Source organism: Parasutterella sp. St.1A3 (genome assembly GCF_059728705.1).
The window spans coordinates 521,390-537,098 of sequence record NZ_BAAGFK010000001.1 but is presented as its reverse complement, the minus strand read 5'-3'; the positions used below and the strand labels follow the sequence as shown (position 1 = coordinate 537,098).

The 15,709-nt window shown below is 44.5% G+C and carries 9 protein-coding genes; 3 read left to right on the top strand and 6 right to left on the bottom strand.

The window, feature by feature from the left end; all coding sequences use genetic code 11:
* Window positions 1-12: 12 nt before the first annotated feature.
* The 6 genes from AC6I1F_RS02490 to AC6I1F_RS02465 form a co-directional block, all read right to left on the bottom strand.
* Entirely contained in the window at window positions 13-753 is a 741-nt protein-coding gene (locus tag AC6I1F_RS02490) for a hypothetical protein (protein ID WP_289163230.1), read from the bottom strand.
* A 6-nt stretch (window positions 754-759) separates the two neighbouring features.
* The gene (locus AC6I1F_RS02485; RefSeq protein WP_289163229.1) at window positions 760-3,267 is read right to left on the bottom strand and encodes a hypothetical protein; all 2,508 of its coding nucleotides are present in this window, start codon (window positions 3,265-3,267) and stop codon (window positions 760-762) included.
* Window positions 3,260-3,520: a helix-turn-helix transcriptional regulator gene (locus tag AC6I1F_RS02480; protein WP_289163227.1), complete on the bottom strand. Its 261-nt coding sequence runs from the start codon at window positions 3,518-3,520 to the stop codon at window positions 3,260-3,262. Before AC6I1F_RS02480 ends, AC6I1F_RS02485 begins: the two co-directional genes overlap by 8 nt.
* A 113-nt stretch (window positions 3,521-3,633) precedes the next feature.
* A complete protein-coding gene (locus AC6I1F_RS02475) occupies window positions 3,634-4,476 on the bottom strand; it encodes a hypothetical protein (RefSeq protein ID WP_289163225.1) in 843 nt (280 codons plus the stop codon).
* A complete protein-coding gene (locus tag AC6I1F_RS02470) occupies window positions 4,460-5,617 on the bottom strand; it encodes a hypothetical protein (RefSeq protein WP_289163223.1) in 1,158 nt (385 codons plus the stop codon). Before AC6I1F_RS02470 ends, AC6I1F_RS02475 begins: the two co-directional genes overlap by 17 nt.
* Before the next feature lie 53 nt (window positions 5,618-5,670).
* Window positions 5,671-10,680, bottom strand: a complete 5,010-nt coding sequence (locus AC6I1F_RS02465) for a type ISP restriction/modification enzyme (protein WP_497801592.1) — start codon at window positions 10,678-10,680, stop codon at window positions 5,671-5,673.
* Between the two features lie 1,077 nt (window positions 10,681-11,757).
* On the opposite strand from AC6I1F_RS02465, the gene AC6I1F_RS02460 reads away from it, so the two are divergent.
* The 3 genes from AC6I1F_RS02460 to AC6I1F_RS02450 all read left to right on the top strand — a co-directional run bounded on the left by AC6I1F_RS02460 (window position 11,758) and on the right by AC6I1F_RS02450 (window position 14,615).
* Window positions 11,758-13,554 (top strand): IS1634 family transposase, encoded by a 1,797-nt coding sequence (locus AC6I1F_RS02460; protein WP_497801591.1) that lies wholly within the window; start codon window positions 11,758-11,760, stop codon window positions 13,552-13,554.
* A gap of 376 nt (window positions 13,555-13,930) precedes the next feature.
* The gene (locus AC6I1F_RS02455; RefSeq protein ID WP_289163219.1) at window positions 13,931-14,134 is read left to right on the top strand and encodes a hypothetical protein; all 204 of its coding nucleotides are present in this window, start codon (window positions 13,931-13,933) and stop codon (window positions 14,132-14,134) included.
* Between the two features lie 265 nt (window positions 14,135-14,399).
* On the top strand, window positions 14,400-14,615 hold the full coding sequence (locus tag AC6I1F_RS02450; RefSeq protein WP_289174043.1) for a hypothetical protein: 216 nt from the start codon (window positions 14,400-14,402) through the stop codon (window positions 14,613-14,615).
* Window positions 14,616-15,709 lie beyond the last annotated feature (1,094 nt).

Here is a 15,709-nt window from a genome sequence, read left to right as displayed (position 1 = left end):
GATTTACGAGGTTTAAGGAACATTCCCCGAAAGACTCTTTAACTTGATCAGCATGGCTAGTGTTCGCTCATATTTACGGTCTAAGTGAGCTTCATATCTGGCAAAAGAATCAAAATTGACCTGATTTATGGCGTTCCCAAGGGCCTGTTCTTTGATTTCAGAGACGTGATTGACAACCGCTAGGGTTTGTTCAATGGCGGATTTGGCCTTTCCCGATAGGAAGACCGACAGCCCATACCTGTCGTGCTGAGCATACTCATCTGTGTACCAAAGATTAAGCAGGAAGTCTCCGAGACATTCTTCAGCTCTTTTTGTGCAGTTCCTTCCGCCCTGCGATAGGATTTCTTCTGCCCGCTGTCGTTTCTGCTCTTCGGATTCCATCTCTTTGCGTTTCTCTTCCAGTTCCTCAGCAGAGAGCCTCAGAAACTCTCTTATTTCAATTTTTTCATCTTCAATGTGTAAAGACAGGGGAGCCGTGCTGTTTAGAAGTCTTTGGGAGAGATTCAACGCATTGGCAAGGCCGTTATTGATTTTGGCATTCTCCGCTTTCAGAAGTCGTTTCTTTCGCCATACGATAGTCGCCAATTCTTCAACTAAAGTGCTCTCAGTCACATTGACGGGAACAAAGTCTGCTTCGTACTGTGCCAGCAAATCTTCAAATTCCTCTTTGGATTCATGCGGCAGGACGGCTTCTTTAGAAAGAATCCCATGTTTAACCGCGTTTAAGCGTCTTACTTGATAAATCTTTTCCATGATGGATTACTCCCGATGTTTGCGGATAGAAAGTTGATACTTGGGCTGTTTGGTATGCGCATCTATTGAGACAAGATTTAATCGAATGCCATTAACCGACCAGCCGACTTTTTTCTTTAGCCACCAACCCAAGCGATTGCGATTGACGATGCATCCGTCAAAGCATCCGATATCTTCCAGCGGCTCTCTGAGCAGTTCCGAATCAACCGAGCGTGCGGCTCGCTCTGACAAGTCCTTTACACTGAACGGCACTGTTTCAAACTCTCGCCTTATTCCGTCAAAAACTCTTCCCACCTGAACTCTTTCAGGATCGTCATTCATCGCCGTAAACACCTTTTTTACAGGGTCAGGCAGTCCCAGCCAAAGCAATGGTTGTCGGCACCACTCGGACCACTTTTCAAAAGAGTTAAGATTCGGACAGTCCGTGTGCGGTTTACCGGAGTGAATCCATGCGGAAATAATTGTTAAAGCACAACTGACGTAATGTTCTCGCCTCTCCCTGACCTGTTGCAGCAAATTGGGATTTTTAAAGGTTCGTGAAGCCGGTATCTCTTCTTTTGTATCGATACAGATAGAAACGGTTCGTCTGGTCATATCCCCGACCGGCGCCACATTATTGCCGTTAGCGAGAATAAGCGTTTTGGTTCCCACCGTTGCTGTTCTGGACTCTCCCAATACCCGTCCGGTCAATGCTTCCGAGGTAATCGCCGAGCACAGATACTTATGCGGATAAAGATCACTGGTCAGATTATCGAAGAACAATACAGACGGAGCTTTAAGCAATTCCGCTAAAAGAAGTTTCTCGCATTCAACCGAGTCTTTAGGAAAGGCGATGGGAGAGGGTTTCTCTGCTGTAGCCATAAGAGAAATCAGCTCCGAGAGAACTCCTTTGCCGGTCCCTGGCTGATGCGCTTTGATTAAAAACATCGGAGCCAACGGAAGCAGAGTTCTCACCGAGGCCGTCAGCATTGCGCACAGTGCCGCCGATTCATCACTGGAATCTTCAAACTGAAACTCTTCCAATAACTTCCTTAACTCTGCCAACGCCTTTAGCGCATCGTCTAAAAATGGTTTTTCTTCCAACTGATATTTCTCAGCGTCATACGAGCAATAAAGCCGCGTTTTTGGGTGGTACCCCCTCTCAAGATCAATTTTCCCGTCCTCTTGTAAGATAGGCTGTCTTGCAATCGCTTCGATCTCCGGCAGGAATTTATGATTCTGACTTTCCAGGAGTGCAGTCAGGCATTTGGCAGAAGGGTCTGTCGGAACACATCTTTTGGCTCTTCCGTCGTATCTCTGCCAGCGGGACAGCTTTGCCATCTCGAGCGTAAGGTCGTGGATGTTCACTTCTTTGAGTACCGAACTTCTCAGTTGTTGATAAACCGCAACCACTCTGCCTGCTCTTTGATAAAACAAACCGGTCCTTGCCAAAATTCTTTCTGCGGCTTCCACGATTCTGTTGATTTCTCCCGGATTCACAAAGATTCGATCCTTCATATAAGCTTCTTCCGGGTCAATTCCGAGAAACTCTAAAAGATCGGAAATGTTTCTCTCCTGACAGTGAGCGTGCTGACACTTAAATGAGCCGATTGGGTGTTCATCATCCGGCTCCCAATAGCAGGCACCGGAATCAACCTGATCGGTGTGCTCTTCTGTCCATGGGCAAGTAATGTCGTACTTTCCCGACTCTATCTCTGACTTAATCAGTCCATGATTCCTGAGAGATTCCACTACAATATTGACCGATGGTTTTGGCTTCCACACGGCATTGCCGTCATAAGAGCATTGCACCGTTTTTGCTTTGGTCGGCAGCGGTGCTTTCGCTTTCTTAGTTTCAGATAAAGAGATTCCGTAAACCTCCATAAACTGCTGTAGGCTGTATCTCTTCTCGGGTTCCCATAGTTTCATCTGACAGCGAAAAGGCGGCTCTGCTTTGGTGTTGGAAGCGCAGGGAAGCCGCATTAACCTTGTTGATGGACCACCGGCGCCGGGATCACTTAATCCTTTGCGGATGATTGCTTTACTTAATGCGTCCGCTGTTTGCAAATCGGTAATCGGTTTTTCCAGAATGTAGCCGACTTGGAAGTTTCCTTCGGATGTCTCCAATACCCATGACGGAGCGAGCTTAATTTGGCTCCAAGGAATTTGAGCTTTGGTTTTACCGTCTGTCGGTTGAGCAACTACATCATCAAATGCAATAGCGAACTGACCGGCAAACTGAGTTTTCTTTCTCCGGTACTTTTTGTGTTCATCAGGCTGAAAAGCCGAGATAGAAAAGTAAGAGTTGCAGTTAACGTCTTTGGGCTCGTTTACTTTGTTCCAAGCAAAGCCATACCAATCAGCAGAACGAGCAGTTGCGGGAGAACGGCTAAAAGAAACGCACACAGGTGCACAGTCGGTTCCACTAAATTCGGATGCATGGCAAAAAATGTTTTCAAGAAATTCATAGTTGGATACCTCAATCGATTGCGAAGAAAGAATGGCATGAGAAAGGGAACCGACAAAATTAGACATTTGCCGCTCCTTCTGCCAAGTGAACACGGTCTTTGACTAACCGCATGACCAGCGATTTAATTTCTTCATCCGTTTTACCCAGAATGCGAGCGGCATTGACTGCGTTAATTTCGCTTTCTACCCATCCGACACTGCGGGGTCCGAGTTGAACCGAGGGCGGCAGAAGCCCCTTTGCAACCTGAGAGTAAAAACTTGAACGGGGCAGGCCCGTAGCCTGCTGTGCTTGTGAGGCTCTTAGTATCTTCAAAGCCATGTTTGGACTCCTTTAGAAGTCTGTTTGACATGGCCTCAATTACGCCTACAGTAACTTACTTTCGATAGATACTTTTTTGAGGTCCGTATTTTCGGGGCTTGCGGAAATTATTTTTATTTTTTTACTGTGAGAGAATTATGCCTCTCTATCATTTCTTTCAAATACTTTTCCTTTAGCTTGAGAATAGAACGATCGCTTCTTGCCGCTTTCAATTCGTTCTCGATTGTGCTGAGGGACACTCCTTCTTCTTTGGCAATAGTTTTGTATATCGGACTAATGCCGATTAGCCTATAAAATTCCACGGCGGCTAATAAACGTGCTCTTCTCTGTTCTTTCGGTTCGTCAGCTTTTTCCGTCACAAGAAGAAATTCTTTTTGCGGCGGCTGTATAACATAAGAACTCCCATCAAACCCAACCACATCTTTTACCTCGAGAGTATTCTCACCAATTTTCAGTAGCCAGTGAAAGTTCTGATAAAGCAACTGTACAGTCAGCCTTAACTTGCCGGAGTGAACAATACCAATCACTTCTTGTTGCTTGTTTGTCTCTTCTTGGAGACCAGCAAAGTAGGGTTTGCAGCCAAATAATTGATATAAGAAGTTCTTCACATTTCCCAAGGAAAATTGATAACCCCTCATCTGTTCATCAGAAACGGGAATTCTTCCGGTATCTTCCCGCTGTTCACAAAAAATCCAATACCGACCGCCTCTTTGCATTACCGGAACTTCTGAACACAAGTATTCGCACTTGTCACACCGAACGGCTCTGATTGGAGGCGCCTCTTTGAGAAGTTTGGAGTGCAAAAGTGCTTCAAACTTTACCGGCACCCACTCCAAAGTCTCATACCGGCTAATAACAACAGACGGCTCTTTATCGCTGATAAGTGATAACAAAACGCATAACGGATCATCCTTACTCAGAGGTTCTACGATTCTCTTTTTAGGTCTGCCCGCCATCGCTCAAATCCCTTGGCTCAATTCCTGAGTCAATCAGCATTTTTCTGAGTACGGCGTGCGTTCCCTCTCGATGCAGGTTGCATAAATTCGGAGTTGTCAGACGAATCGTTTCTGTTACTTCTTTACCGTCTTCGTTAAGTACCACTACTTTGATCTCTGCTTGGGTGACAAAGAATCCATCCAAAGGACAAGCCTTGGAAAAAGACTCCAAAATCTCGTAAATCTTCTCCAGTTGTTTTTTCCACATCGGAGATTCCAGTACCACTCGACTGTCCCATGTATATCGTCTGGTTAAGCGAATCTTTGAAATTGCCACTCTCTGAATAATGGAGGATGGCTCGTACCGAAATTTAAAGTTTGGATTCAGTAACGGTGCCAGCTCGTAAATTCTGCTGTCCTTCTCGCTTTCGGGCAGTTTCTCTATGCCAAGGATTGTCTGCGCAAACAGCTCCTGAATTTCATAGATTCTGGTCTTGTTCCCTTTGCACATCAGGTCCAAAGTTCCCTCGTCCCGGACATAGATAAAAATAACGGTATAGGCTTGCTTGGCTACTCGGGCAGAAAGTTTATTGCCGTGCCACTCTAAGACCTCTCGGGAGTAATCCTCGGGATAGGCAAAAAAGTAATCCTGATTCCTTCTTCTCAGTACTTCCACTCGACAGTTCTTCCCTTTACCGTCATGCTCAAAGAAATAGTCGCCTAATCTTTTTGCCAAAGCCTCTATTGCTTCCGGCGCCGTTTCTGCTTTTAGATGGCCGAACCCTTTGCGTTTTTTCCACCAATTCTGAGGAAGGCAATCCGAATGGTGAAATAAGCAGGCATTGTCCCACAACTCAGAACGGTTCAAAAATGTATAAAAAACACGTCTGTTCAAAGGAAAATCTTCCCATTGGGACAAGATTTTTTCGTGGCCTCCGTCTTGAAACTCGGCTTCATCCAATATGGCTCTGATTCCTGCTTCATCTGCCATATCGCTAATCTTTATGAAGTCTCTTTCCGCAGAAACTTTGATCTCTTGCGGAAGATTCTTCCAATCCGTCAGTTGACATTCAAATTCAGTTTGTTCCGAACCTTCCTCAGGCACACCAAAAGTAATTCCATGCTTTACTGCAAAATACTCGTGAATTAAGTCCGCAGGCATTTTGCGGAAAAAATTCCTAATTTCAAAACTCCCTGACATAAACCCTCCGAAACTTAATCACTCTCTTTATCCAGACGATGAATATTCAGTGCAGGAAGTGCCTTTACAATCTTCATCGTTTCAAGACTGACTGTAATCACTCTAAGGAACAAATCGTATAGATAGGCAGGGTCTCCCAGTTCCTCCCCATACTGATTGAAGTCATTAACGATGCCGCTGTCTTTATCAATAGAGATACGGCACCTTTCTACGATCCAGTCCAAAGCGCTCTTTTTGTTGACTACATATTCCTGTGCTTCCAAGGGAATATTCTCAATCGTGATGTCTTCGTTATAAATCAAACGAGTTTTATCTTTTGCGGCATTGCCTGTTTTACCGGCAATCTTGCCCCATTTCATCTGCGTCACTCGGAAGGTGTTTCCTTCACGCATCTTCACAGTCACGCCTTTATAGCGAGGCTGTTTTTCAAAATTCACGTGCAAGTCCGCTAATTTTCTTCCTGCCTCGGAAAATGCCTTGAAGTCCTCATAAGTTGCAACTCGCGGGATTCTAGGAAGTTCTTTGCTCAGATTGTTCGCATACTTGGTTCGATAGTCTTGATTATGCAAAATCCCGTAGATGTAGTAGAACAAGTCATCCTTTGTGATTGGGTTATTCGGATAGACCTCTTGGAAATGAGCTAATGCCTCATCAGTAATTGCATCCTCTCTTACGTAATCGACAGAAGAGGGCTTTTTCTCTTCAGAGGCAAACAAATCATCTTCCAGACCTTCGGAAGATTCCTTCGTTGGTTTGTAGATGTAGCAAGGAAAGCATTGGGAGTCGCCGTTAAAGTGGAGATCGGCAATTTGATTAACCATCAATGCGATAAAACCATCAGTTGCCTTGGCTCCTTGGTTGACGCAAATGGCAAGGTTTTCTGACGTGGATGTAGGAAAGAATGAACTCGCTAAACACCGACCTTCATTTATTAAATCAGTGTCGCAATATAAAAATTGAGGGAAAAATGGTCTGTAAAAACTTAGCCTTAACTCTTTGATATTAAATTCTAATTCCTTATCTCTTTCTATTAGCTTAGGCAAGCCCCCTGCCCAAGATATTTTTTGAGGGTCATACTCTACAAAATCTTTAGCCGCAATTTTTTGCGTACCCGTTTCTTTTACAAAATTTCTATAAAGGAGCAATTGTTGATTGTAAAAATTAATAGAATCTTCCACCTTCGCAATCAGTTGGTCCTTATTGCTATTGAATCCCCATGCATCCCGACTTGTTCCTATCCCTCTGGAGTAATTTTTAAAGATTGCTTCTTCTGCTATTTTTTTTCCTCCTACTCTCAAAAATAGGCTGTAGGAATCATCTCTTTGGTTCAACCAATCTCCGTGCTTGTCAGGATAGATTCTCTGCCACTTCACATTTGAAATTAACTTTACTTTTACCAGCTGGGAAAGTTTTTCCTCCCTGGTCAAATAATTTTCCACAGCATGAAAGAAGATTTTTCCTTTTTCAGGATCATCTGGATTCTTAACAAGAAAAACTATTGCAACGGGAGCGCGGCTTCCCTCCCCAAAAATCTTTCCCCCTTCTTGGCGAGATCTCTCTCCAGATGTTCTTTGATTCCCCTTCAAATGAAACACATAAATTGAATTGAACTCTTCGGCCATGCACTTTCTCATACCGTCGGCACTATTGGATTCAATCCATCCGGCGTTTGTCACAAAACCGATAACTCCTTTATCTTTTATACGATCTGAGGCCCAGCGGTAGGCACGGATATAAGAATCGTAAAGGGAGCCTTTCATTCTCTCTTTATTACCCTTATTTATATAAGTTTTAGAAATGCGACGATCTAATTCTAAGTAATGTTCGTTCTGATTATTATCATTAGCATCGTCTTGTCCTACAGAGTAGGGGGGATTCCCAATAATCACCCTGATATCCAAATCATTCGCCTTGGCTAATCGCGCATTGTTTTCAGCCAGCGACGTACTGAATAAAGTCTTGGCATCATGGTCCGCAAAAGTATCCGTCCAAATCATTACGGGATTCGGTCCATATTCCTGATCCGGCACCAAGTCATGGAGAGTGGCTTCCAAATTCATAGAAGCTACGTAATAAGCCAGCGGAACAATTTCCTGCGCATGCATATCGTTGTTGAATTTCTGAGGCAGATGCTCTTTTGCAATTAACCCGCTTTGCATCAGTCTCGTAAGAAAAGTTCCTGTTCCGGTAAACGGATCAAGGATATGCACATTAGGGGAATCAATGGTTGTACCAAATTCCTTTTGGAGAATGTCTGCTACCGAGTGATTGATAAAATCCACCACCGGAACGGGGGTATAGATGATTCCCAATTTGTCCCGCATCTTGGGAAAAGCAAATTTAAAGAACTTATCAAACAATTCGATGATGACTGTTTGCCGGTCTTCTGCCGTTTTAATGTTCTTGGCCCGCACCCTTACCGAGTTATAGAAACCCTCCAACAGCTTCGTTGCCGACTGCAAACCCTCTTTATCAAGGGCATCCAACATCTGCGTCATTGCTCTTGAAATTGGATTCTTTTCCGTAAACGGAAATTCTGAGAACAGAGCATCCATGACCGGTTTTGTCACAATGTGCTGACCCAGCATATCCAGTATCTCTTCTTTGGATAATTCTCCGTTCAGGGTATTCTTAAGTTCTGTCGAAAAGGCTTCAAACTTCTTTCTGGACGCTTCGTTCTCCGGTTTGTCTAAAACAGCCTCAATATGCTTAACCTGCTCTTGGCAAATCCTGCCTACATCTTCAGCCCAGTCAGACCATTCCTTGCGATTGCCAACTTTTTTAACGATGCGGGCTCTTATTTCTTCTTCTAAGATTTCGTCTTGTCCAAACGGAAGCTCTTGTTGTTTGCTATTTCCGCCTTTGGTTCTTTTCCCTTTTCCTGTCCCTCTGCGTCTGCGCTTAATCCCTCCGCTGTTTTCGCCGGTGCTTGTCTTTCTTGTGAACTTTTTATCAGTAAGACAGATAACTTCTAATTTCTCTGAATTGATACTCTTTAACTGACCGTCAACCATTGAGCCGAAATCTTCATCGATAGACTTCAATGCCCTTAACACCTGCCAGACAGTTTCAAAATCTTTGTTATTGTCTAATACGGCTTCAGGAGGAATTCCCGCAGGCGTGACAATCGGAATAATGACATAGCCTCTCTCCTTTTTTGTATCCTTGGAAGTACGCATCACTCGTCCAACGGTTTGAACCACATCAACCATTGATTTGCGGGGCGACAAAAACATAACGGCATCCAATGCCGGAACATCGACTCCCTCGGAAAGACACCGCACATTAAAAAGAACCTTGCAGGTCCCTTCTGCTACACCAGCTCTCAGCCATTCAAGACGATTGGCCTTTTCAGTGGCATCCATTGAACCGTCAATATGACGTGTTTCACAAACAAGACTATTCTGCTCATCGAAGAAATCCTGATGCAGATACTTAGTCTCTCTCTTTAATTTTTCTTTGAATCTTTCAATGGTATTTTGGAACTCAGCAGTGAACTGTTTGGAGGAAACTTTGTCATATTTTTCGGAAGGATTGATTACCTGAGCAAAGCCGACAGCTCTCCTCATCGGCTGTAAGTCATCTCCTAAAGACACTTCTCCTTGTAAGTCCCTTTTAGACAAAGCTCGCCAACACCCAATGACTTTTGCCGCATTTGATACCGACAATCCGCCCGTAGCCCCCAACACAAGCTCATCAGGATTGTTCTTGTCTCCAATCATCGATTCATTAACGGTAAGGACGATGACTTTGTAATCAACCAAACTGCCCAATCGGACGGCTTCGGTGAAGTTTATGGAATAAAAGGTCTTGCCATAGACTTCTTCATCATCCATCGAATAGAGTTCAATGTCTCCCGATTCTTTTTGGCTTTTGGCATCTCTGCCGTAAATCTTAGGCGTTGCGGTCATGTACAGACGTTTTTTAGCCGCAACATAGTCGTTGTTATGAATACGGGTGAAGACAGCTTCTTTCTCGTCTGTAAAATGACCTCCGGCAGTGCGGTGAGCTTCATCACAAACGACCAAATCAAATTCTCCGATGGGATCGGTTTCCAATGTTTGCGCCTGATGAATGACATCGATAGATTGATATGTGGAAAAGACCACAATCATGGCGTCTTTTTTCTCTCCGGCAGCCCTAATTTGTTTGCAAAGACTCTTCGCATCTGTCGTTGCCGGATATGCCAGTTCACTGCCTACGGTCAAAGATTCCAAGTCTTCTAAGTCCGCTTTGCCGGTGGAAGAATCTGAGCAGACAGCAAAAGCATTTATCGGAAAGACACACTGCTGTTTCCAATCTGTGAGTGTCTGAGAGAGCAGAGATAAGGACGGAACTAAAAATAAAACCTTCTTACCGGCGCCGGCCTGCTTCTCGGCAATCTTCAAAGAAGTATAGGTCTTACCGGTGCCGCAAGCCATAATAAGCTTGCCTCGGTCAGCACTTTCAAAACCGGAAATGACTTTCTTTATGGCTTCTTTTTGATAGTCCCGCGGAGTACGCTTGGCAACTTCCTTTAACTCCCCTCTTTGGTAGGCAGCCCAATCCACAGTGGAATTTGCCAAAGTCTCTCTCGTAATCAGAGTGACAGGAGGTGTTTGCTGTTGGAATTCTTCCTTGACGTTATCTGTCCAATTCTCATTCGTTGCTACTAAAAATCGCCTGGTAAAAAACGGCTTATTGGAAGAAGCAAGGAAGGAATCAACTCCCGACTTTGGAACGGTTGCTTCTTTGTCGTAAAACTTACATTGAATTGCTGTATATCCGTTTCCGTCCGAATTAACTCCAACCAAGTCAATGCCAATGTCACGACAGGAAGATACAAGCTCAGGATGTTGTTTGCTCCAATCTTTATAGGTTAAGACTTCAGAAAATAAATCTCGATAAGTTGGTTCTTTGATTAGCCAGTCACGGATAAGAGTTTCAAACCGAGTTCCCTTATCTCTTTCAGTACCGGCAGATGCCTCCTCCAAACTATTTAATAAAATGTCTAACGGAAAATACCCCCCCCCGAGTTCAGCCATACTATTTATCATCTTGGGATTAACCTTTATGTAAAATTCAATGCTTAATTGGATGCTTTTGTATATTCTTGGATTTTAGAAGACTTAACCCAAAGAAAACAAACCTGACCAATGTCCTGAGGATAGAAGAATAGTTTGCGGGGTTTTATCGTAAAAGCCTCGTAATATAACTCATTGAATTTAAACAATTCTGCGGGGTTTGCAGGGTTTTGCGGGAATTTTTCACCGGGATTGGAAAAAGTGTCAAAATAGAAAAATAAAAACAGAGACTACGGGTATTTACCTAGCGATGATTTTATGATGGTCTTTTTGATGGTCTTATACAAATTTGCAACGTTAATACCCGATAATCACTGAACAGATCGATTCTCGCCGCCCCACCATTTTAAATTCCCAGAACGTCGGAAGATGACTGGGATTTTTATTTAAATCATACAGTTAGCTTCTTCAACTGAAGCTGTGCATTTTAGATATCCGGCAAACCTTCAGCCTGCTGCCGTCATTACTTCGGAAAATTCTGCGGAAGCATCCTCTAAACCCTTTCCGAATGAGTTGGAAGATTTTATTTTGTCATTGCAGCTATTGGAATAATTCCGGACTAAGACTAAAACTCTTTCGCTTTGCTTTCCGAATTCGAGCATCCGCTTTCTCGGGCATGATCAGAAGCGGCTTCACTGCGCCGGAGATTATCGTTTTTGTCATTTCCTAACTCACGAGCAATGTCATTCTGATCGAAAAAGAACCCCGAACATTCACTCAAAAGCACGTAGCCTTTTTTCGAAGCTACATCAGTGTCTAAGACGCCCTATGAAAGATGGGTTGTAACGCTTGAATCGTCATCGAAGAGACCACTATTTTTTACTTGAGAATTCCCTCGATATTCGGAAAGCAGTTTCTGAGAGTTTTGCTAAAATGCCCCTATCCTCATCGGTTTTCGCATGGCCGTGACGGAATTCTGAAAAATTGCAGAACTAGAGAACTAAAAATTTAAAAATCACAAAAAACCTTTTATTTCAGTGGAATAAAAGGATTTTTTGTGTTATACTAGATTACCTAATTAGATAATCGATTGTAATTATGAATACGCCAAAACTTCCTCCGCTCATTATTAAAAAGAGCCCTTCGGCTTATTACGTTTACACCTATAAAAATAAGTGGGATTCCGAGAAAAAGAGAAGTTATCGAGTTAGCTTCAAGAAGGTCGGTACTGTTACCTCCGGCCAGAAGGAAGGCCGAATCCGCTGGGACGAACACTTTTTAGCTGAGTGCCCTGAATTAAGGGATTTTATTTGCCAACGCAAGGGCAAAGACTATATCTTCACTGCGGTGAGCGAAGGCGGTTTTACTCTTTCTCAAGCAATGGATGTCAAACAACTGCATGCAGGAGCCACGTGGGCGCTGGATCAGCTCGTTGCGCAATCTCCTATCGGAGAAGCTCTTAAAAGGGCCTTCCCACAGCGCCGAGACTATCTAACAGTTTTGTCGATTGCCTACTTCATAATCCTCAATCAGGACAACAATATTTCTAAATATCCGACCTTTGCCGAGGCAACTCGTCTTCCATGGGGCGGGTCATTGCATCCTTCCTCAATAGGCAGGGTTTTTAGGAAAATCAAAAAACAACAAATAGAAAATTACTTTTCTGCCATCCAGGAGGGATTAATAGAGCAGAAGAAAAAAAATGGGGACGACGACAGGCTGACATTGGCTTTAGATTCGACCTCCATTTCGAGCTACGCAAATAAGCTGCCAAATGTAGAAAGAGGCAGGAATAAAGACGAGGACAACCTTCCTCAAATTAATCTGCTGATGTTGGTCGAGTCCAAAAGCGGACTGCCTATCTTCTATCGAGCCTACGACGGAAACGTTCCGGACGTACAAACCGTCAGGCAGGTCATTGCTGACAACTCCAGACTAGGCATCCAAAACGTTGTTCTTGTGTCTGACCGAGGTTACAGCGGGACAAAAAACATCAATGACTGCCTGAGAAATAAAGTTGGCTTTCTGTTCAACATGAAGTGCGGGATATCAGGCAGCCTTACCCAAGAGCTCATTGATGAAGAAAGAGTTAACCTCCAGGACTTAAATCGAATGGATTGGTTTACTCAGGTCTTTCAGGTGACAAAGAAGATCAGCTGGATTTATGAACCTAATCCTGTAACGGGTCAGAGATCCACAAAAAAGACGCAGGAAACTGCGGAGCTTTACTGGCATATCTATTTCGATCGACAAATTGCTGAGAATGCCAGACAAGGGATGTTTGAGAGAATCATTCGTATACGCGAAAAGATGGCCGCCGGTAAGTCTCTCGATGAAAACGAACAAACATTACTAGAAGAGATGTTTGTAAAACATGAGAAAGACGGCACGGTCAGCTACAGCGTCGACAATAAAAAAGTGGATCAAAAGCTCCGCTACAAAGGCTACCGGGTACTGGTAAGCGACGAAATATCCGATGCTAGAAAAGCTTGGTGCGCTTACCAGGAACGCTGGATAGTCGAAGATACATTTAAAACACTCAAATCCCGCTTGGGCTGCTCAAGAAATCGAGTCTCGGACAACGAATCATTGACAGGTAAAACGTTTGTACAGTTCCTGGCAACCTCTATTGCGATGATTGTTAGAAACAGACTGAGAAAATACAGTGAGGAGTGCAAAAAGAATAATAGTCTGCCGATGGTGTATGACAGTGACTGCAGAGTTCTGGACTCTTTGAACAATGTAATGCAGACCAGATTCTGCGGAGGTTACTATTTCGGTGAAATCGCAGGGAAAAGACGGATGTTATTTGAAGCCCTCGGGGTTTCGGTTCCTGATGCAGAGCCCGAAAAGGCGCAGGTCTACGAAGACGACGAAGAAGAGACAGACTTCTAAAGAAGATGCCTTCAGATTAAAAGCTGAGCCTCTGCTAGAGGCTCTAGATTCTGCAATATTTCAGGGAATTGGACGGTTTCGCTATGGTCACCCGCTCAATCTATGAAGCAAAAACCAAAGCAAACGGCCCGGAAGTACCAATTCCGAGCCGCTCAAATGGAAGATTGTCATGCGATTAAAAACATCTTCTGCTCTGATTATATCAAAGGTACTTAAGCGATGGTTGCCTAAAGTGATCGTTGCACTGGTACTGCTGATGTGGTCGCGGTAAGAGCGCCTGAGTAAAAGGCCCCGTTAGTTTTCGCTGGCGGGGCCTAGGTGTTTCTGACCGAATATCACGTATACGCAACTATGGACCGTCTCAAACACTCCAGGGGTGCCCGAGAGTCTAGGAGACGGAGCAATCCGTTGGAAGATCGACAATACAAAAGACGTTGGTATTGCCGAAAAGAAAACAGGGCTTGACGGCAGACTTTATGACCCGACCTTTAACGCCTCTTTATCCAATACTATTTACGGTGGCGCCAACACGGTTCAACCTGCGGCGCTGCGATCGCTTGTTTTGATTCGATCGTATTAGAACGCCCTCACCAATACGAGCGCTCGCATTGAAGAGGGTTGTACGGCGTCAGATGCGCCATAAACGCTTGATACCCGTGAGGCGTCCATAAACACAGATACGCCTCTGTAGGTTTCGCCGTTATTTGACCATGCGAATCGAGTTGACACATAGCCATTGAGACGATAGCAACCGGACACGTCCTGAATGTCGCCGTCGGAAATGCGGTCAAATCCCAAATGACCCGGAATATTCGGGGCCGAATAACGGCGGTGCCTTCCGAATCGTGAGCAACAATGAGCGTTTGGGGGTTGAGTCTCCCAACGGTGCGTTTTACGGGCAAGAGGAACGTCGTATCAAAGCATTCCTCAGCGGAGACGAGGCAGCGGAGAAACCGACAGAGGTGTGGATGGACCTCTCCCGATCGAATGCAATTTTCGGTAATTCCGACACTGTACAGCCCGCATCAATGCGAGCGCTCGTTCTAGTACGCGCGTATTAAAGTCAGGGACCTTAACGCGTTAGGTTGCACGGTATTTGAAGCGCCGTAAATGGAATTGCTTTTTTGCAGATCAATGTGAAGCGGCGTTCTGCTCATTTCAGTGCCAGGTACTCTTGCGAATGCCCGATATTCTGCCATTTCTAAGCCGACGCACCCCGCAAATCCCGAATCCTCTTCGGCGGTTTCTCTCATTGCAAAACTGAGTATTGAGCGCCTGGAATAACCATTGCTATTCGGAACCTTTCCGAATATCTCGGGCGGCTATTCGCATATTTACCCGACAGTTAGAGAATTGACTGTGTCAGGCGCCCTATACCATTCAAACAACGGGACCCAATTGACAACGAGTCAAACTACAGGAAAAACAGATGAGCCTGCTGGCATTTCATTTGATGCGTCCAGAAGCTCTGCGGTTTATAAATCTGATGTTTCGACGGTTCAACCAGCATCAATACGGGCGCTAGTGCTAATACGATCTTATTAACACCAACGTTCGCATTGAGGAGGGTTGTACGGTTTCCGAATTTCCAAAAATAGAGTTTGATTTCTGGGCTGAATACGTGAAAACCGAAGTACCGGTAACTGCGGTAGTACTTACTCCGACTGCCTCAAGCGTTCCTTCGTTTGTAGCGTGGCTAAAACCTCCATTCGCGCCTGCTGTTGGGCTGATTAGATTCCTTCGAGTGGAAAAGGAGCCTGAGTTATTCGGTCAGAAACACCCAGGCCCCGCCAGCGGAAAACTAACGGGGCCTTTTACTCAGGTGCTAGCAGTAAAGCATGAGAATCAAAGCGACCATCAACTTAATGAGAAATCGCAAGATTTGCTTTATACTAGCGAATAAGGTTTTGTTATGCATGTCAAACCTTTTTCTTTGAGCGCCCATGGATTGCCGTCCCTGGGCGTTTTACTTTGGTTTTTGCTTCAACGATTGAGCGGGTAACCATAGCGAAACCGTTCAATTCCTCATTCAGTCATGCACACCTGAACAGGACCTCTGCATTGTAGCAAAACTCTTGGAAGCTGCTTTCCGAATATCCTCGCTACATCACGGTTGCGAGCGGCGGCATTAGGAGACGGATCAACGTCTGAAATA